General features: G+C 70.8%; 21 protein-coding genes. 5 read left to right on the top strand and 16 right to left on the bottom strand.

All coding sequences use genetic code 11. The features are described from left to right. Window positions 1-17: 17 nt before the first annotated feature. A complete protein-coding gene (locus BMH31_RS01115; RefSeq protein ID WP_099723516.1) occupies window positions 18-314 on the bottom strand; it encodes a hypothetical protein in 297 nt (98 codons plus the stop codon). Then, entirely contained in the window at window positions 311-1,678 is a 1,368-nt protein-coding gene (locus BMH31_RS01110; protein ID WP_099723515.1) for an inorganic phosphate transporter, read from the bottom strand. Before BMH31_RS01110 ends, BMH31_RS01115 begins: the two co-directional genes overlap by 4 nt. Window positions 1,679-1,939: 261 nt before the next feature. On the opposite strand from BMH31_RS01110, the gene BMH31_RS01105 reads away from it, so the two are divergent. Continuing rightward, window positions 1,940-2,215 (top strand): mycoredoxin, encoded by a 276-nt coding sequence (locus tag BMH31_RS01105; RefSeq protein WP_099723514.1) that lies wholly within the window; start codon window positions 1,940-1,942, stop codon window positions 2,213-2,215. A gap of 59 nt (window positions 2,216-2,274) precedes the next feature. On the opposite strand, the gene BMH31_RS01100 is transcribed toward BMH31_RS01105, so the two are convergent. The 7 genes from BMH31_RS01100 to BMH31_RS01070 all read right to left on the bottom strand — a co-directional run bounded on the left by BMH31_RS01100 (window position 2,275) and on the right by BMH31_RS01070 (window position 11,167). Beyond that, the gene (locus tag BMH31_RS01100) at window positions 2,275-3,300 is read right to left on the bottom strand and encodes an ATP-dependent 6-phosphofructokinase (RefSeq protein ID WP_099723513.1); all 1,026 of its coding nucleotides are present in this window, start codon (window positions 3,298-3,300) and stop codon (window positions 2,275-2,277) included. Window positions 3,301-3,415: 115 nt separating this feature from the next. Further along, window positions 3,416-5,533 carry a DEAD/DEAH box helicase gene (locus tag BMH31_RS01095; RefSeq protein WP_099723512.1) on the bottom strand — a complete coding sequence of 706 codons (2,118 nt, stop codon included), beginning with the start codon at window positions 5,531-5,533 and terminating at the stop codon, window positions 3,416-3,418. A gap of 128 nt (window positions 5,534-5,661) precedes the next feature. After that, window positions 5,662-6,615, bottom strand: a complete 954-nt coding sequence (locus BMH31_RS01090; RefSeq protein WP_099723511.1) for a bifunctional riboflavin kinase/FAD synthetase — start codon at window positions 6,613-6,615, stop codon at window positions 5,662-5,664. After that, window positions 6,602-7,009 carry a hypothetical protein gene (locus BMH31_RS01085; protein ID WP_168187895.1) on the bottom strand — a complete coding sequence of 136 codons (408 nt, stop codon included), beginning with the start codon at window positions 7,007-7,009 and terminating at the stop codon, window positions 6,602-6,604. The genes BMH31_RS01090 and BMH31_RS01085 overlap by 14 nt, the downstream gene beginning before the upstream one ends. Window positions 7,010-7,108: 99 nt before the next feature. Then, window positions 7,109-7,465: a hypothetical protein gene (locus BMH31_RS01080; RefSeq protein WP_099723510.1), complete on the bottom strand. Its 357-nt coding sequence runs from the start codon at window positions 7,463-7,465 to the stop codon at window positions 7,109-7,111. Beyond that, a complete protein-coding gene (gene truB / locus BMH31_RS01075; RefSeq protein ID WP_099723509.1) occupies window positions 7,462-8,433 on the bottom strand; it encodes a tRNA pseudouridine(55) synthase TruB in 972 nt (323 codons plus the stop codon). Before truB ends, BMH31_RS01080 begins: the two co-directional genes overlap by 4 nt. A gap of 103 nt (window positions 8,434-8,536) precedes the next feature. Then, entirely contained in the window at window positions 8,537-11,167 is a 2,631-nt protein-coding gene (locus BMH31_RS01070; protein WP_099723508.1) for an LPXTG cell wall anchor domain-containing protein, read from the bottom strand. Between the two features lie 222 nt (window positions 11,168-11,389). Between BMH31_RS01070 and BMH31_RS01065 the strand changes: the two genes are divergently transcribed. Then, window positions 11,390-12,301: an A/G-specific adenine glycosylase gene (locus tag BMH31_RS01065; RefSeq protein WP_099723629.1), complete on the top strand. Its 912-nt coding sequence runs from the start codon at window positions 11,390-11,392 to the stop codon at window positions 12,299-12,301. A gap of 57 nt (window positions 12,302-12,358) precedes the next feature. Continuing rightward, window positions 12,359-12,796: a VOC family protein gene (locus tag BMH31_RS01060; RefSeq protein WP_199068244.1), complete on the top strand. Its 438-nt coding sequence runs from the start codon at window positions 12,359-12,361 to the stop codon at window positions 12,794-12,796. A gap of 7 nt (window positions 12,797-12,803) precedes the next feature. On the opposite strand, the gene rbfA is transcribed toward BMH31_RS01060, so the two are convergent. Further along, on the bottom strand, window positions 12,804-13,364 hold the full coding sequence (rbfA, locus tag BMH31_RS01055; RefSeq protein WP_099723506.1) for a 30S ribosome-binding factor RbfA: 561 nt from the start codon (window positions 13,362-13,364) through the stop codon (window positions 12,804-12,806). 46 nt (window positions 13,365-13,410) lie between these two features. Between rbfA and BMH31_RS01050 the strand changes: the two genes are divergently transcribed. Further along, window positions 13,411-14,013: a DUF805 domain-containing protein gene (locus tag BMH31_RS01050; protein ID WP_099723505.1), complete on the top strand. Its 603-nt coding sequence runs from the start codon at window positions 13,411-13,413 to the stop codon at window positions 14,011-14,013. 67 nt (window positions 14,014-14,080) lie between these two features. Here BMH31_RS01050 and infB read toward each other — a convergent pair whose 3' ends face one another. From infB to BMH31_RS01030, 4 genes are all read right to left on the bottom strand, one after another. Next, window positions 14,081-16,795 (bottom strand): translation initiation factor IF-2, encoded by a 2,715-nt coding sequence (infB, locus tag BMH31_RS01045; RefSeq protein ID WP_099723504.1) that lies wholly within the window; start codon window positions 16,793-16,795, stop codon window positions 14,081-14,083. Window positions 16,796-16,869: 74 nt separating this feature from the next. Next, on the bottom strand, window positions 16,870-17,127 hold the full coding sequence (locus BMH31_RS01040) for a YlxR family protein (RefSeq protein ID WP_084820823.1): 258 nt from the start codon (window positions 17,125-17,127) through the stop codon (window positions 16,870-16,872). A 104-nt stretch (window positions 17,128-17,231) separates the two neighbouring features. Continuing rightward, entirely contained in the window at window positions 17,232-18,227 is a 996-nt protein-coding gene (gene nusA / locus BMH31_RS01035) for a transcription termination factor NusA (RefSeq protein ID WP_046453787.1), read from the bottom strand. 125 nt (window positions 18,228-18,352) lie between these two features. Then, window positions 18,353-20,119 carry a proline--tRNA ligase gene (locus BMH31_RS01030; protein ID WP_099723503.1) on the bottom strand — a complete coding sequence of 589 codons (1,767 nt, stop codon included), beginning with the start codon at window positions 20,117-20,119 and terminating at the stop codon, window positions 18,353-18,355. Window positions 20,120-20,172: 53 nt separating this feature from the next. Between BMH31_RS01030 and BMH31_RS01025 the strand changes: the two genes are divergently transcribed. Further along, on the top strand, window positions 20,173-21,813 hold the full coding sequence (locus tag BMH31_RS01025; RefSeq protein ID WP_241898072.1) for a phospholipid carrier-dependent glycosyltransferase: 1,641 nt from the start codon (window positions 20,173-20,175) through the stop codon (window positions 21,811-21,813). A gap of 7 nt (window positions 21,814-21,820) precedes the next feature. On the opposite strand, the gene BMH31_RS01020 is transcribed toward BMH31_RS01025, so the two are convergent. Further along, complete coding sequence (locus tag BMH31_RS01020; protein WP_099723502.1) at window positions 21,821-22,483, bottom strand: response regulator transcription factor; 663 nt, start codon at window positions 22,481-22,483, stop codon at window positions 21,821-21,823. Further along, complete coding sequence (locus BMH31_RS01015) at window positions 22,483-23,805, bottom strand: ATP-binding protein (protein ID WP_099723501.1); 1,323 nt, start codon at window positions 23,803-23,805, stop codon at window positions 22,483-22,485. The genes BMH31_RS01020 and BMH31_RS01015 overlap by 1 nt, the downstream gene beginning before the upstream one ends. Window positions 23,806-23,843 lie beyond the last annotated feature (38 nt).

Here is a 23,843-nt window from a genome sequence, read left to right as displayed (position 1 = left end):
AGCGAGAGGCCGGAGGCCTACTTGTGGAAGATCGGGATGATCAGGTAGATCCCTGCCAGGACGCAGAGCGCGGAGAGCCCGAAGCAGACGTTCGCGGCGATCTGCGCCCAGCGGGGGCGCCCGGACTGCTCGAGGTCGTCGTCCTCGTCATCGCGGGACGGCCCGTTCGGCTCCCGGGTGCCGTCCTCGCGCAGCGGCGCGGGCGCCGGGATCGCGAGGAAGCGGATACCGAGCGCGTAGAGCGCGACGACGACGCAGGCCGAGACGAGCGCGGCCACGAAGACCTGCAGGAATGCGATCCAGTCGATGGTCACTTCTGGTCCCCCTTCGCCGCGGCCTTACGGGCGGCGCGCTTGTTCGCTCGTGCCGCGGCGCGCTCGGCCGCCTTGATCTGACGCGCGGCCTCTTCGGCCGCCTGCTCGGCCGCCCGCGCCGCGTGGTCGGATCGCACTGCCGACTTCGCGATCGGGGTGAGCGGCGGGATGGTGCCGGTCTCGGTCGGGACCGGCTTGACCTTGCCCCGCTTGCGGATGCGGACGGCGTAGCCGGACTCGGCGACGTCGGGCACGTTGATCGCGTTGGAGTGGTCGACCTTGTTGCGGCTCGACCGCCAGAAGATGAAGAGGATGAAGAGAAGCCCGAGGACTGCGTCGATGATCACGCCAGTGGTGCCGAGGCCCTGGGCGAGCAGCGCGGCGAGCGCACCGACGATCGCGGCCGAGGGCAGCGTGAAGAGCCAGCCGAGCGCGATACGCCCGACGGTGCGCCAGCGGACGCTGGATCCGCGACGACCGAGACCCGAACCGATGACGGAGCCGGATGCGACCTGGGTGGTCGAGAGCGCGAAGCCGAGGTGGCTCGATGCGAGGATCGTGGCCGCGGTGCTCGTCTCGGCGGCGAAGCCCTGCGCGGGCTTCACCTGGGTGAGCCCCGCGCCGAGGGTGCGGATGATGCGCCAGCCGCCCGAGTAGGTGCCGACCGCGATCGCGAGGGCGCAGGCGACGATGACCCAGAGCTGCGGGCCCGTGCCGGGCGCCTGGGTGCCCGCGGCCACGAGCGTGAGCGTGATGACGCCCATGGTCTTCTGCGCGTCGTTCGTGCCATGCGCGAGGGCGATCAGCGAGGAGGACGCGATCTGCGCGTAGCGGAAGTGGCCACGGCCGTCCTTCTTGCCGTCGTGCCTGCGCGTGATCGCGTAGGCGATCTTGGTGGCGACGAAGGCGACGAGGCCCGCCGTGAGCGGGGCCGCGAGCGCGGGGATGATGACCTTGGACAGCACGCCGCCGAAGTTGATGGCCCCGATCCCCGCACCGACGAGCGCGGCGCCGATGAGACCGCCGAAGAGCGCGTGCGAGGAGCTGGAGGGCAGGCCGTAGAGCCAGGTGAGCAGGTTCCACACGATGGCGCCGATGAGGCCGGCGAAGATCAGCTCGGGTGTGATGAGCACCCCGCCGTCGCCCTCGTTGATGATGCCGCCCGAGATGGTCTTGGCGACCTCGGTCGACAGGAACGCGCCGACCAGGTTGAGGATCGCGGCCAGGAGCACGGCGACCTTGGGCTTGAGCGCACCCGTCGCGATGGGGGTGGCCATCGCGTTCGCGGTGTCGTGGAAGCCGTTGGTGAAATCGAAGAAGAGCGCCAGTACGATGACCAGCGACACGATGAGGGTGATCTCCACCGGTGTCTTTCGTTCGAGGCGGATTCGGTCTACGCCCGGAGCAGTTCTCGGTGGAGGCGGATCGCGCCCCGCACCCCGCCTTTGCGCGCGCGTGAATCATCGTTCCACCTCGATTCCGGCGGGTCAAGTCACGCGCGGTTTTCCGCGCATTCCGAGGTCGTTCCCCGCGTGTTCCCCGCCCGTTCACCCGGGCCGTCCCCGCTGGAGGAACCGCGCGGAATGCGGCCGGGCCGCGTATCGTTGCACCGAACGGAGGCAATCATGCAACAGGAGTTCGTCCCCGAAGCGGGAACGATCACGATGTTCTCGACCGAGTGGTGCGGGTACTGCAAACGGCTCAAGACCATGCTCGACCGCACGGGCATCGGCTACGAGATCGTCGACATCGAGCAGACCCCGGGCACCGAGGAGCTCGTCAAGGCGGTCAACGGCGGCAACGCGGTCGTGCCGACCGTGGTGTTCCCCGACGGCAGCACCGCGACGAACCCGTCGCTCCCCGAGGTGCAGCAGCGCCTCGCGGCCGCCGCGCAGGCCTGATACGGAGCGGCGGAGGGGTCGAGCGCTCGCTCATCCCCTCCGCCGCTTCGACGCACGCGCTAGCCGAACAGGCGGCGCACCTCTTCGTAGCGGTCTTCGGGCACCGTGTTGAGGCGCCCGACCGCCTCCGCGAGCGGCACCATCTCGAGGCGCGTGCCGTGCAACGCCGCCATGGTGCCCCACTCGCCCGCCGCCGCGGCGTCCGCCGCTGCGATGCCGGCGCGGGTGGCGAGCACCCGGTCGAACGCCGTCGGAACACCGCCGCGCTGGATGTGTCCGAGCACGGTCGCACGCGACTCCATGCCGGTGCGCTCCTCGATGAGCGGGGCCAGCACCTCGCCGATGCCGCCGAGCCGGGGACGACCGAAGCCGTCGAGTCCGGCACGAGTCACCTCGTGCTCCATCCCCTCGAGCTTGAACCCCTCGGCGACGACCACGAGCGGCGCCCGATCGCGGTCGCGCACGCTCTCGACCCAGGCGCACACCTGATCGAGCGATTCGGAGTACTCGGGCAGCAGGATCACCTGCGCGCCGCCGGCCATGCCCGCGTGCAGCGCGATCCAGCCCGCATCGCGGCCCATGACCTCGAGCACCATGCACCGCCGATGCGATTCGCCCGTGGTGCGCAGCCGGTCGATCGCCTCCGTCGCGATCGAGACCGCGGTATCGAAGCCGAAGGTGTAGTCGGTCCCGGCGAGGTCGTTGTCGATGGTCTTCGGCAGGCCGATGGCCGGGATTCCCGCGTCCGAGAGGATGCGCGCGACCGTCTGGGTCCCGTTGCCACCGATCGTGATCAGGCCGTCGACGTCGTACTCGGCGAGTTTCGCCCGGATCCCCTCGACGCCGACCTCCGGGGTGAGCGGACTCACCCGGCTCGTGCCGAGGATCGTGCCGCCGAGCGGCGAGATCCCTCGCACCGCGGCGCGGTCGAGCGGGATCCACTCCCCCTCGATGACGCCGCGCCAGCCGTCCATGAAGCCGATCATCTCGAAACCGAGCACGTCGACCCCGCGGAGCACGGCCCCGCGGATCGCCGCGTTGAGTCCCGGGCAGTCGCCGCCCGAGACGAGAACTCCAATGCGCATGCCGCATCCTCACTGTTGCACCGATAGTTGCCCATGGGTACGGGCGGCTCGATGCAGCGGTGCGCGGAATCGGGCCGGGATCCCCGGACCTGGTTCCGATGCTAGCGCGGAAGGGTTACTCGTGAGCGGCGATGGCCTCGTTCAGCACCTGCATGAGCGCGGCGAGCTGCACCGAGTCCTCGTCCTCGTGCTTCGCCTCGGCGCCGTCGAGCGCGCGGGCGGCGAGGCCGGCCTTGCGGTCGATGAGCTCGGCGATCTTGGCGTCGATGGTCTGCGCGGCCACGATCCGCCACGCGGTGACGGGCTCCTCCTGGCCGATGCGATGCACGCGGTCGATCGCCTGCGTCTGCTCGGCATCGGTCCAGCTGAGCTCGGCCAGCACCACGTCGGACGCGGCCTGCAGGTTGACGCCGACGCCGGCCGCAGTGAGCGAGCAGACCGCGATGGCGACATCGGGGTCCTGGTTGAAAGCGTCGATCTGCTCCTGGCGGGCGGTCGCAGTCTGGTCACCGCGGATCGAGATCGTGGTGAGCCCCCGCTCGGCGAACGCGGCCTCGGCGCGGTCCATCACGTCGATGTGCTTCGCGAAGAACACGACCTTGCCGACCGAGCGCGCGAGCTGCGCCGCGTAGTCTGCGGCGAGCCCGGCCTTGGCCTGGCCGATCTGCCGGACCATGGTGAACACGTTCGTACCGTCGGCGGACGAGTTCGATTCCTCGAGCTCCTGCGCGCAGACCATGCGCACGAGCGCCTCGTCGGAGAGCTTCTCGCCGAGCTTGCCGTTCTTCATGGCGGAGAAACGGTCGTAGAGCTTCGCGGCGAGCTGGCGCTCGGCCTCGCGGATTCCGCGGCCGAGGTCGTCGTCGAGCTCGACGGGCAGGTCGACGACGCGTTTCGCGGGCAGGTCGGCCGCGACGTCGAGCTTGCGTCGTCGCACGATGCCGAGGTCGACGACGCTCTGCCGTGCCGCCGGGTAGAACCCGGCGTCGGCGGGCGTGTAGCCGTTGGCCTCGAGCGCGGCCATGAGCTCGCGGCCCGGTTTCTCGGCGTCGGTCCAGCCGAGGAAGCGCCAGATGGCGCGGAAGTCGTCGATGTCGTTGATGAGCGGGGTACCCGTGAGCGCGATGAGCAGCGGGTTCGCCACGCGCTCGCGGATCCGGTCGGCGATCGCGAGCACGTTGCGCGAACGCTGCGACTGCACGTTCTTGATCATGTGCGCCTCGTCGACCACCATGCCCTCGAAGCCGAACCGCGAGATCCAGCTCAGGTGGCGGTCGAGGATCTCGTAGTTCACGACGAAGATGTCGGCGAACGCGTCGATGTCCTGTCCGTCGCCGTGGATCACGGTGACGCGGCGCTGCGGGGTCCAGCGCTGGGCCTCACGGGCCCAGTTCATCTTGACGACGTTCGGCACGACGACGAGCAGCGGATAGGCGCCCGCCACCGAGGCCGCGAGCACCGACTGCGCGGTCTTGCCGAGGCCGGGCTCGTCGGCGAGCAGGAAGCTGCGGTGGCCGTCGCGCACGCTCGCCAGCAGGCGGGCCTGGTGCGGCATGAGCTCGAGGCCGCGGGGCGCGAGCCGGTCGGGCACGGGAGGCTCGGGCAGCGCCATGCACGCGGAACCGCCGCCGCCCTGCTCGAACGACTTCAGCAGGGGGCTGAGGAGCTCCCAGTTCGCGAGACGCACGACGGGGGTCGGGCCCTGAGCGGGCTCGAGGTCGGGCGCGAGGAAGGGGTTGGCGCGCATGCGCGCCTCGATGCCGGCGGGCTCAACCTGGCGCTCGGCCAGCTCGGGCGGCACGATCGCGGCGCGCGGTTCGGGCGCCGGCGCCTCCTCGGGGAGCTCGATACCGGCCTGCATGAGCATCTTGCGCTTCAGCGCGCGGGTCGCCTCGGTGATGGGAGCAGCGGGCTCGAGCAGGGTGATGAGGCTCGTGTCGCGGGCCGCGGTCTTCGCGAGGATCCCGGCGATGCCGTCGAGGCGCTTCAGCGTCTCGGCGCGCTCGCTCTCGGCCACGCCCTCCTCGGTCTTGATCCGAGCGCGCTCCTCGCGCATGAGCAGCGCGATGACGTGGAACTTGGTGCGGTTGGCCGGTGTCGCCTTGCCGCGCTGCGCGGAGGCCTCGACCTCGCGGACGGCGCGGGCGAGCAGCGGGATGATGCCCTCGTTCTGAGTGTGGCGCTTACGGTTGGACCGTGTCTGGGCCGGGCGCGTGGCAGTCGTGGATGCCATGGGTCTCCTGGTCGGCGGGGTGCGCGGCCGGGAACCGGTGCCCGGTGCGCGAGAGCCTTCGGGAGTCGGCCTGACGTCGTGCGTGGCACGGCGGCGCGACCCGGATCGATGGTCTCGCAGCGATTCTATCAGGCGGAGGGATCGGCCAGGTGCAGGATCCGGCGCGTCTCGGCGACGTCTTCGCACATCCGCTCGATCAGCGCTTCGATCCCGGTGAACGCGACCATGCCGCGGATCCGCGCGATGAAGCGCACCTCGATCGTCGCGCCGTAGAGATCGCCCGAGAAGTCGAGCAGGAACGCTTCGACGCGCGACTGCCCGTGCGGCGTGAACGTCGGATTGTTCCCGACCGAGATAGCGGTCGGGTGGGTCTCGCCGTTCACGGTCACCCACCCGGCGTACACGCCGTCGGCGGGCACGAGGCCTTCGACGGTGCCGCCGAGGTTCGCGGTGGGGAACCCGAGTTCGCGTCCGCGCGCGTCGCCGTGCACCACTTCGCCGCGCACCGCGACGGGGCGCCCGAGCAGCCGGCCGGCGCGCTCGACGTCGCCCTCGGTGACGGCCTCGCGCACACGCGACGAAGAAATACGGCCGAGCTCGGGATCGTCGATCGATCCCATGAGCTCCACCGTGAATCCGAGTTCGGGAGCCAGCTCGCGCAGCAGCGCCACGTCGCCGAGTCCCCGGTGGCCGAAGCGGAAGTCCTCGCCGACCACGATGCGGCTCGCGCCGAGGCGACCGACCAGGATGTCCCGGACGAAGTCCTCGGCGGGCACGGCGGCGAGCGCGCCGTCGAAGTCGACCATCACGCAGGTCGTGACCCCGGTCTCGGCGATGGCTTCCAGTCGCTGCTCGGCGCTCATGACCGGCTGCGGGCAGGCGTCGGGGCGCAGCAGGCTCAGCGGGTTGCTGCGGAAGGTGAACACGACGGACTCGCTGCCGTCGGCCTCCGCAGCGGCGGCGAGCCGGCGCAGGATCGCCTGGTGCCCGAGGTGGACCCCGTCGAACTTGCCGATCGCGACGGTGCTCCCGCGGGGCAGCCCGCCCTCGGGCAGGGCGTCGAGCGATTCAATGCGCCGCATGCCGTGCTCCGTTCCGGGCGGAACGCGCCGAGCGCGACAGCCACACGAGGCCGAGCACGGGGAGCGCGAGCGGGATGAAGAGGTAGCCGGCGCCGAACCACGACCACACGGAGGGATGGGCGAACCACTGCGGCACGGCGAAGCTGAGCACGCCCACGACGAGGACGCCGAGGAGCTCGAACCCGATCGCGATCCAGGCGACCGTGCGCCACGCGCCGCGGCGCTTGATCAGCGCGATGGAGGCCACGATGTAGACGATCCCGGCGAGCGCCGAGAGACTGTAGGCGACGGGCGCCTCGTCGAACTTCGAGATGATCTGGTAGACCGATCGGAACGTCGCCGCGATCGCGAGCACGAGGTACACCGCGATGAGCACGCGGCCCGCGCCGCGCAGCTTCTCGGTGGAGTCGGCTGGAGCGAGGGCGTCACGGGTCTGGGAATCTGGCACGGCTTCCAGTGTATCCGCCGGTCGGACACGGTTCCTCCGCGCAGGTCACCCCCAGATGACCTGCATGCGGTAGGTCATCACGGCGACCGAGATGAGCACGACGGCGAGCACCAGGTTCGCGGTGCGGCTGCGGTCGACGAGCGCCCAGAAGCCCGCCGCGAACGGCAGCGCGAGGGCGACGATCAGGTAGAGCCAGAACTCGAGCGGGTCGCCGACGGGCGCGTTGCCCGTCGCCGGCGCGATGATCGCGACGACCATCTGCGCGAGCAGCAGCACTCCGGCGAGCAGGGTGGCGCCGAGCACGTAGTCGTTGGGCGCGCTCTTGCGCAGGAACACCACGAGGCAGGTCGCCGCGCCCGCGAACGCGACGACCATCTGCAGGATCGTGAACCAGAGGATCATGCCGCGCTGCTCCCCTCGACGGGCACGGGGAAGTTGGTGACGACGCGGGTGCGTCCGCGCTTGACCTCGATGAGGCCGACGAGGCGGTCGTCGGGCGCGACGGCGGCGACGAGCTTCGCGTCGGGCGCCTCGACCTCGAGCCGCTTGCCGTTGCCGAGGTCGACGGTCTGCTCGGCGGTGAGCCGGAGCACCGGGAAGAGCCGTGCGGCGACCTCGGTCGGGGTGAGGAGCGGGCCGGGATTCCCCGCCGCCAGCCGCTCGGTGCTCACCGCGTCGGAGACCGAGAAGGGGCCGACTTCGGTGCGGCGGAGCGCGGTGAGGTGGCCGCCGACGCCGAGAGCCGCGCCGAGGTCCCTGGCGAGCGCGCGGACGTAGGTGCCCGACGAGCACTCCACCACCGCGTCGACGTCGATCACGGCTTCGCCGTTCGCGCCCGTGGCGGTGCGGGGCTCCCCCAGCTCGAAGCGGTGCACGGTGACCGGGCGCTTCTTGAGCTCGACGGTCTCGCCGGCGCGCACCCGGTCGTAGGCGCGGCGTCCGTCGACCTTGATCGCACTCACCGCGCTGGGCGACTGCTCGATCGCACCGGTGAGCTCGGCCGCGGCTGCGCGGATCCGCTCCGGATCCCGTGCGAGCGCCGCGATGGCGGCAGGGTCCGCGGTCCCGATCGCTTCGCTCTCGCGGTCGTCGCTGACGGTCGCGATCCCGAGGCGGATCGTGGTGACGTAGACCTTGTCGAGCCCGACCAGGTGCGTGAGCAGGCGGGTCGCCGGTCCCGCACCGAGCACGAGCAGCCCCGTCGCCATCGGGTCGAGGGTGCCCGCGTGCCCGACCTTCTTGAGGCCGAGCGCGCGTCGGGTCTTCGCGACGGCATCGTGGCTGGTCCAGGTCTCGGCCTTGTCGACCAGCAGGATCCCGTTGGGGGCTTCAGTCTTCTGCGGGGCCGCCCCCGCGTTCTCGGCGTGCATCGCCGTACAGCCTATCCGGCCGACCGGCGCGCCCTCCGCAGACGAGGGCGGCAGCCTCCGAGGAGACCGCCGCCCTGTCCTGCGCGAGCGCGCGGGGAACCGGTTATGCCCGGCGACGTCGCGCAATCAGCAGCGCGCCTCCGCCGAGCGCCAGCAGCGCCAGCGCACCGATCGCGAGACCACCGAGATCGCCGCTACCGGTGGTCGGAAGCGAGCCGTCGCCCTTGGCGTCGCTCTGCCCGGCCGTGCCCGAGGCGGTGCCGTTCGCCGAGGTGCCGTCGGCGGCAGCGTTCGTGTTCGCGCCGTTCGCGGTGCTCGTGCCGTTCGCGGTGCTCGTGCCGTTCGCGCCCGTGGCAGTGCTCGTGCCGTTGGCGTTGCTGCCTCCGGCGTTGCTGGTCCCGTCCGCGCCGTCGGCCGAGCTGGTGCCGTTCGCCGAGGCGTTGCTGCCGGTCGGGCAGGCCACCGTCTTGAACGTCGTCTCACGGCTCTCGATACCGTCGACCGACTGCACGACGGTGTACTCGGTGCCGCACTTGAGCCCCGTCGCCGACCAGTTGCCCGAGTCGTCGATGGGGCCGGTCGCGACCTGGGCGCCCGACTCGTCACGCACCGTGAAGGTTCCGCCGGCCGTGCCGGTGCCGGTCGCAGAGGTGCTCTCCGTACCGGTCACCTTCGGAGCCGAGGGAATCGAGCTCTCGGCGTTCGGGTCGATCGACGAGTACTGCGAGGTGTTGCCGTTCGCGTCGACGGTCTGCAAACGGATGTGGCCGCCGGTGTTGCCCTTCGCCGGGAGCGTCACGCGGTCACCGGGGCTGACGTCCTCGACCTTGCCGAGGTACACCTCGGCGTGGTTGTCTGCGGTCCAGTAGACGTGCAGCGTCACCGGCGCGGTCGCGTCGTTGTTCCCGATCAGGTTCTGCGCCGGCTTCGTGGCGGTGAAGGTGACCTCATCGGCGTCGCCGTCGATCGAGACCTGGTCGGCGCGGTAGGTCTGCACCGTGTTGTTGCTCACTGTGTCGCCCACGTTCCAGAGGAACCAGTAGCCGCTGTGCTCCACGTCGGTGGTGAGGCTGCCGCGCGTGTGCTCGCCGAAGGTGTTGCCCGTGACGAGCAGCTTGCCGCGCGCGTTGTGCACGATCGGGGCCTGCGATCCGCCCTCGCGGTTGCCGATGTAGTCCCAGCCGAAGCCGTCGATCGAGTTGTTCGTGACCGCCCAGCCGACGCTCGCGTCGTTCGCCGTCGCGTTCGCCGAGTTGTAGATCGCCCAGTGGTTGAACGAGTCGGGGCGCATGAACGGGTCGTCGTTCTTCTGCGTCAGCGTGTTGCCGTCGACGACGTTGCCGCTGCCGGGGGCGTCGATGCGAATCGCCGAGCGCGACACCGAGGCGTACAGGTTCTTGAGCGTGTTCCCCGAGATGGACACGTTCTTCGCCGAAGTGCCTTCGACGCGGATCGTGTCGAGGGTGTAGAGGTGCTCGAAGTGGTTGCCGCTGACGCTCACTCCGTCGAGCGTGCGGCCGAGCTGCAGCGCGGCGGCTCCGAGATCGACGCTGTTCGTCACGGTGTTGTCATCGATGCGCGCGTTCGACACCGAACCGCGGAAGACCGCGCCGCCCGCGTAATCGACGCGGTTGTCCGTGAAGTCGAGCCCGGCGAACTCCGCCGTGTTGTCCGAGACGACGCGACCGAGGTTCTTCGCGTCGGTCCCGACGAACTTCGTGCCGGTGATCTCGGTTCCGGTGAGCTTCTGGCCGGCGCCGTAGAAGTGGATGCCTTCCTTGCCCGGCGACTGGAAGGTCGAGTCGACGAGCTTCACGCCCGAGGCGACGACGCCCGGGTTGATGAAGAGGCCGTGCGAGGGCGAGGTCTCCTCGAGCGCACCGAGCGTGCTGTTCGCGACCGAGAAGCCGTTCACCACCGAGTCGTCCTCGAACATGAGGTGGCCCCAGTTCTCGACGCCGCGGCTCACGAGGCCGTCGATCACGGTGTTCGTGACGGTGGCCTTGTTGTCGACCACCACGCTGCCCCAATACGGGCTGTAGACGGTGGTGTCGACGATCCTCGTGTCGGAAGCGCCGTCGAGCAGCAGCACGCCGACCTCCTGCACCGGCGAAGTCGGATCCTCGAGGCGCACACCGTCGATGACGGTGCCGCTGCCGCGCACGGCGATGCCGGACTCGGCGGCGCGCATGTTCTTGAGGTTCGCCAGGGTGACGTCGTCGGATTTCACGTAGATGCCCGCGAGGTGGGAACCGTCCTGGTCCTCGATCCCGTCGAGATTGGTGAAGTCGATCGAGACGGGGACCTTCGCATCGACGACGTAGCGGGCTCCGTTCGCGGTGTTCTCGGAGCCGGGATTGAGCACCGAGGTCGACATGCTGTTCGCCGCGGTGACCGTGCCGGGGAAGGCGATCTGCCCGGTCCCGGCGAGCGACGGAGCGAAGTCGATCTTCACGCCGTCCGGGTTGGTCGACGCGTTCGCGATCTCGAGCGCGCCCCGCAGTGTGCAGTCGCTTCCGCCCGCCGTCGCCGCGCAGTTGCCCGCACCGGCGTTGCCGGTGAGCCCGAGGCTCGTGACCGTGATGGTGTCCGCTGCCGCGTTCGCGGCGGACACGGGCAGCACGGCCCCCGCAGCGACCGTCGCGAGTCCGACGGTGAAGACCAGTGCGCCGCGAGTGGCGCCGCTGCGCGCCCGCCCGGGCAGCTTGCCCGATCCGAAAGTCCGATTCCCCATATTCTCCCCAATTCGTGTGTGAGTCATCGAGGCCGCTCGCGCCGATTCCGCGGGCGGTCCCCCGCAGTACCCAAGCAGTTGCCTGAGACCATTTGGCGGGTTCACAGCAAAATGACCCCCCTTTTGGGGACACGATCCTCGGCCGCTCCTCCTCGGCCCGCGCCCGGCCGCTTCGGTGTCTCCTAGACTGGTGGAGTGCCGACTCGCCCCGATCCCGAGGTCATGCAGGCCACGGGTATCGCCCCGGCCCTGATCGAGTGGTTCTCCGGCGCTGCACGCGAGCTGCCCTGGCGCGATCCCGACGCATCGCCCTGGGCCGTCCTCGTGTCGGAGTTCATGCTGCAGCAGACCCAGGTCGATCGGGTGCTGCCCCGGTACCTCGACTGGATGGAGCGCTGGCCCACGCCGGCTGCGCTCGCCTCCGCCGAACCGGGCGAGGCGCTCCGCGCCTGGGATCGGCTCGGCTACCCGCGGCGCGCGCTCTGGCTGCATCGCGCGGCGCAGCAGATCGTCGCCGAGCACGACGGGGAGGTCCCGCGCGATGTCGAGACGCTGCTCTCGCTCACCGGCATCGGCCCCTACACGGCGCGCGCCGTCGCCGCCTTCGCGTTCGGCGACCGGCACCCCGTCGTCGACACCAACACCCGGCGCGTGCTCGCCCGCGCGGTGCACGGCCGGGCCGCTGCGGGCATGCCGTCGCCCCAGGATCTCGACGATATGGAGCGGTTGCTGCCCGCGGGCGAGGACTCCGCGCAGGCGTTCAACGCCGCAGCGATGGAGCTCGGCGCCATCGTCTGCACGGCGCGCGCGCCGCGCTGCGACGCCTGCCCCATCGCATCCTGGTGCGAGTGGCGCGGGGCCGGCTACCCGGACAACGCCCCGAGCAAACGCCCCAAGCAGGCCCGCTTCGAGGGCAGCGACCGTCAGGCCCGTGGCCGGGTCCTCGCGGCGCTCCGCGCGGAGCACGGCTCGATCCCCCGCGACGAGGCCCTCGCCGCCGCCCGCGGCGATGGGGCCGATGCGGGCCGGGCCGGCGACGGCCCGGGCTCGGCCGAACAGGCCGAGCGCGCACTCTCGACGCTCCTGGCCGACGGCCTCGTCGTCGCGGAGGACGACCGGATCCGGTTACCCTGAACCGCGCGCGGCCCAGCGGTCTGGCCCGCGGCCGCGGACCGGACTAGCATGCCCGGCATGAGCATCAGACTGGAGAACGTCGGCATCGCCGTGCGCGACCTCGAGGCGGCCATCGCCTTCTTCGTCGACCTCGGCCTCACCGTGCTGGGGCGCGACGAGGTCAGCGGCGAATGGGCCGACACCGCCGTCGGCCTGGACGGCAACCACGCACGCATCGCGATGCTGCAGACACCCGACGGGCACGGCCGCATCGAACTATTCGAATATCTGCATCCGGACGCCATCGAGACCGAGCCGACGCTCCCGAACGAGATCGGCATGCACCGGGTCGCGTTCTCGGTCGACGACATCGACGCTGCACTTGCCATCGCCGCCCGGCACGGCTGCCGCCCGTTGCGGGGCGTCGCCGACTACCAGGGCGTCTACAAGCTCAGCTACGTGCGCGGCCCCAGCGGCATCATCGTGATGCTCGCCGAAGACCTGCGGAAGCGCTGACCCGGGATCAGCGGGACGCGGGGGCCGCCTCGGGCTCGTCGTCGAGATCCTCGTCGGTGTCGTCGAGGTCCTCGTCGTCGAAGTCGTCGTCCACCTCTTCGTCGAGCGCTTCGAGCTCGTCGTCCTCGTCATCGGAGTCGTCGGCCTCCTCGGCCTGCGGCTTCGAGTACGGGTCCGCCTCGCCGGCGTACTGGGCGTTCGCCGCGAGCGCCTGCGCGGCCTCGTCGCGCTGCTTCGCCTCCGCGAGCAGCACCGAGAGGTGCTCGGCGGTCTCGGGCAACTCGTCGTGGATGAACTCGAGCGTCGGCGTGAGACGCGTGCCGAGCTGGCGGCCGACCTCGCTGCGCAGCATTCCCGTCGCAGCCTTGAGCGCCGCCGCGGAGTCCTTCTGCTCGTCCTCGCTGCCGTACACGGTGTAGAAGATGCTCGCGTGCTGCAGGTCGCCCGTGACGCGCACATCGGTGATCGTCACGAAGCCGAGCCGCGGGTCGCGCAGCCCCTTCTCGAGACGTCGAGCGATGATCTGCTGGATCCGCTCCGCTACCTTGCCAGCCCTGGGATTTGCCATACCCCCAGCCTACCGCCCACGGAACCAGTACTCATAGACTGCCGGCATGAGCCACGACCCCTCTTCCGACCTCCCCCACGCGCCCGTGCCCCCGGGAACCGGCTTCCCCCTTCCCGGGCCCGGCGAACCGTTCGACGGGGCCGCGGACCCGCGCGATCCGAGCCGACCGCTTTACGGGGCGACCTTCCCTCAGGCGATCCGACGCTTCCTCGTCGGGTACGCCAGGTTCTCGGGTCGGGCATCGCGCAGCGAGTTCTGGTACTCCCGGCTCTTCGTCGCGCTCGTATCGCTCGCCTGCCTGGTCCTGCTCTACTCCGGCCTCTTCCTGTCGACCGACTGGGACGCCCAGACGCTGCGCCAGTATTCCGATGGGACGACCTCCACGTCGAACGGGGCCATCGAGTTCGAGTCGCACCCGCTCGGGTTCACGCTCTTCATCATCGGGCTGTCGGCGCTCGTCCTCTGCAACCTCGCCGCGATCGTCCCCACACTCTCGATCACCTGGCGGCGCCTGCACGACGCCAACCTGTCCGGCGGTTTCTGGTTCCTCGGCTTCGTCCCGTTCGGCGGCATCATCGTGCTCGTGTTCACGCTCCTGTCGCCGAAGCCGCTCGGACGACGCTTCGATCGGTCGCGCATCGGATCCTGACGACACGCAGAAACGGGTGCGGCCCGGGAGCCGAAGCTCCCGGGCCGCACCCGTTCGGATCGAGCGACTAGTCGCGCGCCTTCTCCACCATCTCGGTGGTCTCGATCTCGTCGCCGATCTGGATGTCGTTGTACTTACCCAGACCGATACCGGCCTCGAAGTCGGTCTTGACCTCGGTCACGTCGTCCTTGAAGCGACGCAGCGACTCGATGGCCAGACCGTCGGCGATCACGACGCCCTCGCGGATCACGCGCGCCTTGGCGTTGCGCGTGATGGTACCGCTGCGGACGATGACACCGGCGATGTTGCCGAACTTCGACGAGCGGAACACCTCGCGGATCTCCGCCACACCCGACTGGACCTCTTCGTACTCGGGCTTGAGCATGCCCTTGAGCGAGGCCTCGATGTCGTCGAGCGCGTTGTAGATGACGTTGTAGAACCGGATGTCGATGCCCTCGCGCGCAGCGCGTTCGCGGGCCTTGACGTCGGGACGCACGTTGAAGCCGATGACGATCGCGTTGTCGATCGTCGCCAGGTCCACGTCGGACGCGGTGATCGCGCCCACGCCGCGGTGCAGGATGCGCAGCTGGACCGAATCGTCGACCTCGATCTTCATGAGCGACTCCTCCAGTGCCTCGACGGCACCGGCGACATCGCCCTTGATGATCAGGTTGAGGGACTCGACCTTGCCATCCTCGAGGGCCTTGGTGAACTCCTCCAGGCTGAGACGCTTGCGCGCCTTCGCCAGCTGGGCGTTGCGCTCCACGGCCTCGCGCTTCTCGGCGATCTGGCGAGCGGTTCGGTCATCGCCGGTGACGATGAAGTTGTCGCCGGCGCGGGGCACCGAAGACAGACCCTGCACCTGCACCGGACGCGACGGCAGCGCCTCGAGCACGGTCTCGCCGTTCTCGTCGTGCATCGCACGGACGCGGCCGTAGGCCGTGCCCGCGACGATCGCGTCGCCGACGCGCAGGGTGCCCGACTGGATGAGGACGGTCGCGACCGAGCCGCGGCCCTTGTCGAGCTTCGCCTCGATGGCCACGCCGCGCGCGTCCTTGTCGGGGTTCGCGCGCAGGTCGAGACCGGCGTCGGCGGTCAGCAGGACCGCGTCGAGCAGTTCGTTGATGCCGGTGCCGTTCTTCGCCGAGACGTCGCGGAACATGACGTCGCCGCCCCACTCCTCGGAGACCAGACCGAACTCGGTGAGCTGCTGGCGCACCTTCTCGGGGTTCGCGCCCTCCTTGTCGACCTTGTTGACGGCGACCACGATCGGCACGCCGGCCGACTGCGCGTGGTTCAGCGCCTCGATCGTCTGGGGCATGATGCCGTCGTCGGCCGCGACCACGAGGATCGCGATGTCGGTGACCTGCGCACCACGGGCACGCATGGCGGTGAACGCCTCGTGACCCGGGGTATCGATGAAGGTCAGCGCGCGATCGACGCCGTCGTGCTCGGTGTGCACCTGGTACGCACCGATGTGCTGGGTGATGCCGCCGGCCTCGCCGCCGCCCACGTTCGCCTTGCGGATCGCGTCGAGCAGTCGGGTCTTACCGTGATCGACGTGACCCATGACGGTGACCACCGGGGGCCGCGCCTGCAGGACGTCGTCGCCCTCTTCTTCGAGCTCCGCCTCGATATCGATATCGAAGCCCTCGAGCAGCTCGCGGTCCTCGTCCTCCGGCGAGACGATCTGGATCTTGTAGCCCAGCTCGTCGCCCAGGATCTCGAACGTCGCCTCGTCGAGCGACTCCGTCGCCGTCGCCATCTCGCCCAGGTGGAAGAGGATGGTGACGAGGTTCGAGGCGCTCGTGTTGATCTTGTCCGCGAAATCGCTCAGCGATGCGCCGCGGCGCAGACGGATCGGGGTCGAACCGTTGCCGCGGGGAACCTGGACGCCGCCGATCGAGGGCGCTTCGCGCATCTCGAATTCAGCGCGCTTCGCCCGCTTCGACTTGCGTGCCTTGCTCTTGGAGCCGCCACGACCGAACGCACCGGCGGTACCGGCACCGCGGCCGCCACGGCCACGACCGGCGAAACCGCCACCGGGACGCGGGCCGGCGAAACCGCCGCCCGCACCGGGTGCGCCGCCACCACCGGGACGGTTGAAACCGCCACCGCCGCCGGGACGACCGGGACCGCCCGGGCGACCGGGGCCGCCGGGACGACCGGCGCCAGCGCCGCCGCCCTGGGGGCGCGGAGCGGGCCGGGGGATGTTGCCGGGGTTGGGACGGTTGCGACCCATGCCCTGGTTGGCCGCGAACGGGTTGTTCCCCGGACGCGGCGGACGCGGAATGCCCATGCCCTGGCTGCTCGCGAACGGGTTGTTGCCCGGACGCGGGCCTGCGGGCTTCGGAGCACCGGGCTTGGGAGCCGCAGCGGGCTTGGGGCCGCCGGGCTTCGGGGCCGCGGCGGGCTTCTCGGCAGCCGGAGCGGCCGGAGCCGCGGGCTTCGAGGGCGCGGCGGGAGCCGCGGGCTCAGCAGCGGCGGGTGCCGCCGGAGCCGGCTCGGGCTTCGCGGGCGCGGCGGGCTTCGCCGGGCCGGGACGCGGGCCCGCAGCGGGCTTCTTCGGGGCGGGCTTCGCCGCAGCCGGAGCAGCGCCTTCGGCGCCGGGCTTGGCGACGCCGTCCGCCTCGAGGGCGGCCTTGACCTTGCGCGCCACCGGGGGCGCGACGCTGGACGAGGACGCCTTGACGAACTCGCCCATATCCTTCAGCTTGGCCAGGACGACCTTGCTATCGACACCGAGCTCTGCAGCGATCTCGTGTACGCGTGGGTTTGCCACTTTTCTCCTGTCTGGGTTCACGCCAGACAGGCGAGAACCATGATTATCGGACGGGCCTCATCGTGAGCCGCTCATTAGTTGTCCATGAGTGTTTTCAGCCTGTTCTCTAAGGGGCTGGCATCGGGTTTCCCCGATGCCCTGAGTGCACGCGCGAATGATCCGCGCGACACCGCGAGTTCGAGACACCTGCGCGTGGGATGCACCCACGCACCGCGCCCGGGAAGCACCGCGCGCTCATCGACCATGAGCCGACCCCCGCGCAGCACGACTCGGAGCAACTCTGCACGTTCCGCACGCTGGCGGCACGCAACACAGGTCCGAACCGCAACCATCTTACCAGCTTCCCTCTTGCGCGTCTTCCCCGGCGCGTTGCGCGCCGGGGCGGAGGAAACGCCGCCGACCACGGGGCCGGCGGCGCCTCTTCCGCGGATCGGTCTCAGTCGTTCATGATCGAATCGGGCTGGATGTCGATCTTCGCGCCCGTCAGCTTCGCGGCGAGACGGGCGTTCTGCCCTTCCTTGCCGATCGCGAGCGACAGCTGGAAGTCGGGCACCAGCGCGCGCACCTGCTTGAGCGACTCGTTCAGCATGAACACGTCGGTCACCTTCGCCGGCGACAGCGCGTTCGCGACGAACGCGGGCAGCTCGGGCGAGTAGTCGACGATGTCGATCTTCTCTTCGCCGAGCTCGCTCATGACGGCACGCACGCGGCGCCCCATCTCGCCGATGCAGGTGCCCTTGGCGTTGATACCGGGCTGCATCGCGCGGACCGCGACCTTGGTGCGGTGCCCGGCTTCGCGGGCGAGCGACACGATCTCGACCAGACCGGAGGCCAGCTCGGGGACCTCGAGTTCGAAGAGCTTGCGGACGAGTCCGGGGTGGGTGCGCGACACGACGACCTGGGTGCCCTTGAGCCCCTTGGAGACGCTCGTGACGTAGACGCGGATGCGGGCGCCGTGCGGGTACTCCTCGCCGGGAGCCTGCTCCTCGGGAGGCAGGATCGCCTCGACGTCGCCGAGCGACACGTGGATCATGCGCGGGTTCGGGCCCTGCTGCACGACACCGGAGACGATCTGCCCCTCCTTCTCCTTGAAGGCGAGGAGCACCGCGTCGTCCGAGAGATCGCGGAGGCGCTGGCCGATGACCTGCTTGGCCGCGCTCGCGGCGATGCGGCCGAACTCGTCGGTCGTGACGTAGGCCTCGCCGATGACCTGGCCGTCCTCGTCGAGCTCGGGCACGAGCACGGAGATGTCGCCGGTCTTGCGATCGAGGGTCGCGCGCACATCCTCCGCCCGGGGCACGGTGATGTTCTGATTCTCGGCGTGGCGCAGATAGGCGGACTGCACCGCCTGCTCGATGATCTCCACCAGCTCGTCGAACGGGATCTCCCGCTCACGCTCGATCTGTCGAAGCGTGACAAGTGGAATCTGCACGGTGGCCTCCTTATTCAGCTGTAGGACCCGCGCTCGCGGATCAAACGCCTAGGATACCGCATCCGTCCGAAACGCCGCAGGCGGCGGCCCCGAGGGGTCGCCGCCTGCGGCGGAGCACGAGCGGCTCAGGCGCCGAAGAGCGCGGGCACGTCGGCCAGCGCGACCTTCTCCTTGGTGCCGGCGGCGCGGTCCCAGACCTCGGCGAAGCCCTCGGTCGCGTCGCGGCCGACCACGACCACGCGCGGTACGCCGATGAGCTCCGCGTCGCCGAACTTCACGCCGGGCGACACCTTGGGACGGTCGTCGAACAGCACCTCGACGCCCGCCGAGTCGAGGTCGGCGGCGAGCTTCTCGGCGAGGGCGAACACCTCGGGATCCTTGCCCGTCGCGACGAGATGCACGTCGAAGGGCGCGATGGCGCGGGGCCAGATCAGGCCGCGGTCGTCGTGGTGCAGCTCGGCGAGGATCGCCATGATGCGGGTCACGCCGATGCCGTAGGAGCCCATCGTGACGGTGACGAGCTTGCCGTTCTCGTCGAGCACCTTGAGGCCGAGCGCCTCGGCGTACTTGCGTCCGAGCTGGAACACGTGGCCGATCTCCATGCCGCGCGCGGTCGAGATGGGGCCCGATCCGTCGGGCGCGGGATCCCCGTCGCGCACGGCGGCGACCTCGGCGGTGCCGTCGGCGACGAAGTCGCGGCCGGCGACCAGGTAGGCGACGTGCTTCTCATCGGCGTTGGCGCCCGTGATCCACGAGGTGCCGGGCACGACGCGGGGATCGAGCAGGTAGCGGATCCCGGTCGCGGACTCCTCGCCGAGCACGGGCGCGTCGACGGTGCCGGGGCCGATGTAGCCCTTGACGAGGCCCGGATGCTTCGCGAAGTCGGCCGCGGTGGCGGGCTCGACCTCGAAGCCGCCGAAGGCGACCTCGGCGCGCTTCAGGTCGGCCTCGCGGTCGCCCGGGATACCGACGATCACCAGCGACCGTTCGCCCTCGGGCGAGGTCACCGCGAGCACCACGTTCTTGAGCGTGTCGGCCGCGGTCCACGCGCGTCCGTCCTCCCGCGGAAGCGCCGCGTTCGCGTGCGCCACGAGGGTGTCGATGGTCGGGGTGTCCGGCGAGTCGAAGACCTGCGCCGCGGGCTGCCCGTCGAAGGGGATCGCCTCGGGCACGGGCGTGACGTACGCCTCGACGTTCGCGGCGTAGCCGCCGGCCGAACGCACGAAGGTGTCCTCGCCGATCCCGATCGGCAGCAGGAACTCCTCGCTGCGCGAGCCGCCCATGGCGCCGGCGTCGGCCGAGACGATGACGTATTCGAGGCCGAGCCGCTGAAAGATGCGCTCGTAAGCGTCGCGCTGCTTCTGGTAGCTGGCGTCGAGGCCCGCATCGCTCACGTCGAAGGAGTAGGCGTCCTTCATGGTGAACTCGCGGCCACGGAGGAGGCCCGCGCGGGGGCGCGCCTCGTCGCGGTACTTGTCCTGGATCTGGAACAGCATGAGCGGCAGATCCTTGTAGGAGGCGACGATGTCCTTCACCATCACGGTGAAGGCCTCCTCGTGCGTCGGAGCGAGCAGGTGGTCGGCGCCGTGGCGATCCTGCAGGCGGAACATGTTGTCGCCGTATTCTTCCCAGCGGCCCGTCGACTCGTACGCCTCGCGCGGCAGCATGGCCGGGAAGTGCACCTCGTGGGCGCCCGCGGCGATCATCTCCTCGCGCACGATCTGCTCGATGCGGCCCTTGACCCGCAGGCCGAGCGGCAGCCAGGCGAACACGCCCGGCGACTGACGCCGGATGTAGCCGGCGCGCACCAGCAGCTTGTGGCTCGCGACCTCGGCATCGGCCGGGTCCTCGCGGAGCGTCTTCAGGAAGTAATTGGACAGACGAGTCAGCACGCCCCCAATGCTACCCGCGAGGGATCCCCCGGCGCGCACCGTAGGGTGGAACCATGTCGAGCACCGAGCGGCTTCTCCTCCGGATGCGCCGCCTGGCGCCGGTGCTCGTGCTGCTGCTCGCGGCGGCACTGCGCCTCTGGATGCTCGCACGCCCCGGCAGCCTCGTCTTCGACGAGCTCTACTACGTGCGCGACGCGATCAGCCAGCTCACGCACGGCTATCCGACGACCTGGCCGAACGACGACCCCGCGCTCACCTCGGCGAACGCGCGTGCGTTCACCGATGCCGCGTCGAACGCGGTGCACCCGCCGCTCGGCAAGTGGCTGATCGGCCTGGGCGTGCTGCTGTTCGGCCCCGACAACGGCTGGGGCTGGCGCGTCTCGGCCGCGATCGCGGGCGTGGCGACGGTCGGGGTGACGATGAGGCTGGCCTGGCGCATGAGTCGCAGCATCGCGATCGCCTGCATCGCCGGCCTGCTGCTCGCGCTCGACGGCGTGCACGTGGTGCTCAGTCGGGTCAGCCTGCTCGACGGCTTCCTGGCGCTCGCGATCGTGCTCGGTGCGCTGTTCATGTGGCGCGACCACGAGCAGACGGGGCGCGTGCTGCGCGAGTCGGCGCTGAGCGGGGCCCGCTTCGCACCCCTGGTGTGGCGACGTCCGTGGCTGCTGGCGGCGGGTCTCACGTTCGGCGCCGCCGCGGGGATCAAGTGGTCCGGGCTCTACCCGCTCGCGGCGTTCCTCGTGCTGGTCGTCGTGCAGGATCTACTGCGCCGCCTCCGGCTGGGAGCGAAGACGCCTCTGCTCGACGCGCTCGCGCAGGCCTTCATCACGGGGCTCATCGCGCTGCCCGCCGCCGCCATCGCGTACCTCGCGACCTGGATCGGCTGGATCGTCACGCCGGGCGGCTGGGACCGTACCCCGAAGGGATCCTGGTGGGCGGACCTGCTGCGCTACCACTCCGACATGCTCGCCTGGCACGGGTCGCTCTCGGCTCCGCACCCGTACGCCTCGCACCCCATCACCTGGCCGCTCGACCTCCGGCCGACGGCGATGTACCTGCAGCAGATCCCGCAGGGAGCGTCCTGCCCCTGGGCCGGAGGATGCGTCTCGGTGGTGTCGCCGCTGCCCAACATCGTCGTCACCTGGGGTGGGGTCCTCGCGCTGCTCGTGCTGATCTGGCTCGTGCTGCGCACCGCGATCGGCGTCGGCAGCCCGCTCCGAGCCGCGGGGCGGCTCGCCGCCCGAGCGGCCCGCGCCAGGCCCGCGGCGGAGCCCGCGTTCGCACCGCCGGCCCCGCGCCATCGTGTTTCCCGATCGCTCGTCGCGAGCCCGCTGATGCCCGCGGCCGCGTTCGTGCTCGTCGGCTACGCCTCGGGTTGGCTGCCCTGGCTGCTCACGGTGAAGCGCAGCGCCGTGTTCGAGTTCTACGCCGTCGTGCTGACCCCGTTCTCGGCGATCGGGCTCGCCCTGGTCCTCGGCATGCTGTGGGCCATTCCGATCCGTTCGGAGCGCGCCTCCGCCCGCGGCATGCGGCTCGACGGGAGCCGGGAGTCGCTGCTCGGGCGGCGGCTGACCGTCGCGCTCGTGCTCGGCTTCGCGGTCGCCCTCGCCGCCTTCTTCTTCCCGGTCTGGTCGGGGATCCCCATGGCCGAGTGGTTCTGGCAGGCGCACCGCTGGCTGCCCGGCTGGGACTGACGGGGGGTCAGAGCAGTCGGCGGCTGAGCGCCCAGGCGGTGAGCTCGTGCCGGTTCGAGAGCTGCAGCTTGCGCAGCACGTTCGACACGTGCGTCTCGACCGTCTTGACCGAGAGGAACAGCTCCGCCGCGACCTCCTTGTAGGCGTAGCCCCGCGCGATCATCCGCATGACCTCCTGCTCGCGGGCCGACAGTCGGTCGAGCTCGTCGTCGGCCAGCGCCGTCTCGCCCGTGCCGGCACCGAAGGCGTCGAGCACGAAGCCCGCGAGCCGCGGCGAGAACACCGCGTCACCGCCCCGCACCCGAACGACCGCGGCGGTCACCTCCGCGCCCGAGGCCGTCTTCGTGAGGTAGCCGCGCGCACCGGCGCGGATCACGCTGACGACGTCGTCGGCCGCGTCCGAAACGCTGAGCGCCAGGCAGCGCACGCCCGGGATCGCCGCAGTGCGCCGCAGTACCTCGGCTCCGCCGCCGCCGGCCCCGCCCGGCAGATGGACGTCGAGCAGCACCACCTCGGGACGCTCCCGCTCGATGATCCCGACAGCCGCATCGACATCGGCGGCCTCCCCGATCACCTCGAGCTCCGGACCGAGCTCGGCGCGGAGCCCCGTCCGGAAGATCTGGTGGTCGTCGACGATCACCACCCGGATCGCCTGCTCCTGCGTGTCCATCAGCGTTCCACCCTCTCGTTCGTGTCCTCGTGCGCCGCGGCCATCGGCATCGCGAGCCGCACGGCAGTGCCGGCGCCTCCCGGCCCGGGCACGATCCGGGCGGTGCCGCCCGCCCGCTCCATGCGGCCCAGGATCGATTCCCGCACGCCCATGCGCCCCTCGGGCAGCTCGGCAGGGTCGAGGCCGGGGCCGCGATCGGTCACGTCGACCGAGACCCGGTCCTGTCCCGTCTCGATGTAGACCGTGGCCTCGCCGCCGGCGTGCCTGGCCGCGTTGAGCATCGCTTCCTTCGCCGCCGCCACGATCGGATCCGGGGCGGCGCCGCCGGAGCCGACGACGACGAGTTCGAATCGCACGGGGTGATCCGCTTCGAGCACCGCCGCGTGCGCCCGCAGCGAGGCGGCGATCTCGGTGCGCTCCTCGGGGCCGCCGCCGTCGGCCGAGCGGAACAGCCACTCCCGCAGCTCGCGCTCCTGCCCGCGGGCGATGCGGGCGACCTCGCTGCCCGGCTCGGATCGCTGCTGGATCAGGGCCAGCGTCTGCAGCACGGAGTCGTGCAGGTGGGCAGCGATCTCGGCGCGCTCGGCCTCGCGGGCACGGCCGGATCGCTCGGCGATCAGCTCGCGGTTGACCCGGAGCACCCACGGCGCGATGGCGAGCGCGACGCCGACGAGCACCGCGACCGCCGCCGCGATCACGGTCCAGGCGCTGGGCTGCTTGGCCGTCACGAAGAACATGAGTACGCCGACGGCGACCAGGGCGAGCGCGCCGAGCACCCGCGGCACCTGATTGCGCTCGGGTCGATCACGGTCGGCGATCTGCCACCAGGCGAGACCGACGCCCACGAGCACCGCGAGGCCCGGCAGGATCACCTCGAGCCGCAGGTCGACGCCCAGCTGGTTCAGGACGAGCGCGAGGCCTGCGACCAGCAGGCTCGCGCCGAGCACGATCTCGGCGATGGGACGCCGCGCGCCCGGCTCGCGCACCGGTGCCGGCGGCTCACGGTCCGCGGCAGGTTCCGAGGCCGCCGCCCGGGCGGTCGGCCGGGCCGGCGGTCGGTCGGTCGGTGGGGCCGCGGCGGCCTTCGCCGCCGGACGCGTCAGCACGCGCCGCATCGGAAGGATCCCCTCGTCGGAGCCGACCCGGGGCACGGTCGCCCAGAACCACAGGTAGAGGATTCCGCCCGCACCGCTCGCGAGCAGCAGGGCCGCGAACACGATCCGCACGCCCGCGACCGGGATGCCGAGGTGCGCCGCGAGCCCGGCGCAGACGCCCGCGAGCAGGCGGCCGTCGTCGGGTCTCGTGAGAGCGGGGCGATCCATGTCTCCATCCAAGCACCCGGAGCCGGAAACCGGGGGGC

Source organism: Leucobacter sp. OLIS6 (assembly GCF_002752355.1).
Taxonomy (GTDB): Bacteria; Actinomycetota; Actinomycetes; order Actinomycetales; family Microbacteriaceae; genus Leucobacter.
The sequence above is the reverse complement of the archived record's forward strand: the minus strand, read 5'-3'. Positions and strand labels throughout refer to the sequence as shown.